Source organism: Candidatus Symbiopectobacterium sp. NZEC127, from assembly GCF_025962675.1.
In the GTDB taxonomy this organism is placed as follows: Bacteria; Pseudomonadota; Gammaproteobacteria; order Enterobacterales; family Enterobacteriaceae; genus Symbiopectobacterium.
Window position 1 is genome coordinate 1 of the sequence record NZ_JAGFPG010000096.1, and the last position, 532, is coordinate 532.

General features: G+C 50.9%; 1 protein-coding gene. It reads left to right on the forward strand.

Features of this window, described 5'->3' with window-relative positions; genetic code table 11:
• Positions 1-532 (forward strand): inverse autotransporter beta domain-containing protein (locus tag J5069_RS24105; protein WP_264646158.1); only part of this gene is annotated, 532 nt, incomplete at both ends.

Sequence of the window (532 nt, forward strand, 5' to 3'; positions counted from 1 at the left end):
GAGTTATTTACGCCTGACTGGCTGGAAACCATCTCCAGAGGCTGTTGATTATCAGGCGCGTCCCGCGAATGGCTGGGATATTCGTGCCGAGGGATATTTGCCAGACTGGCCACAGCTTGGTGGCAAGCTGGTCTATGAACAGTATTATGGTAATGAGGTGGCGTTGTTTGGCAAAGATGATCGCCAACGCAATCCCTATGCTGTCACGATAGGGGCCAGCTATACGCCATTCCCGCTCTTGACCATGAACGCTGAACGGCGTCAGGGAAAATCAGGAGAAAGCGAGATGCGATGGGGAATGGAACTCAATTATCGTTTACATGAACCGTGGCATCAGCAGGTCGATCCTGGTCAGGTGACCGCTCTGCGTCGCATCGCGGGTAGCCGGTTTGATTTTGTCGATCGTAATAACCAGATTGTTCTGGAGTATCGTAAAACCCGACTGCTTCATCTTTTTACCCCATCTTTACTGACGGGATATGGCGGCGAACAGAAAACGTTTCCCATTTCGGTCAACAGCAAATATGCGCTG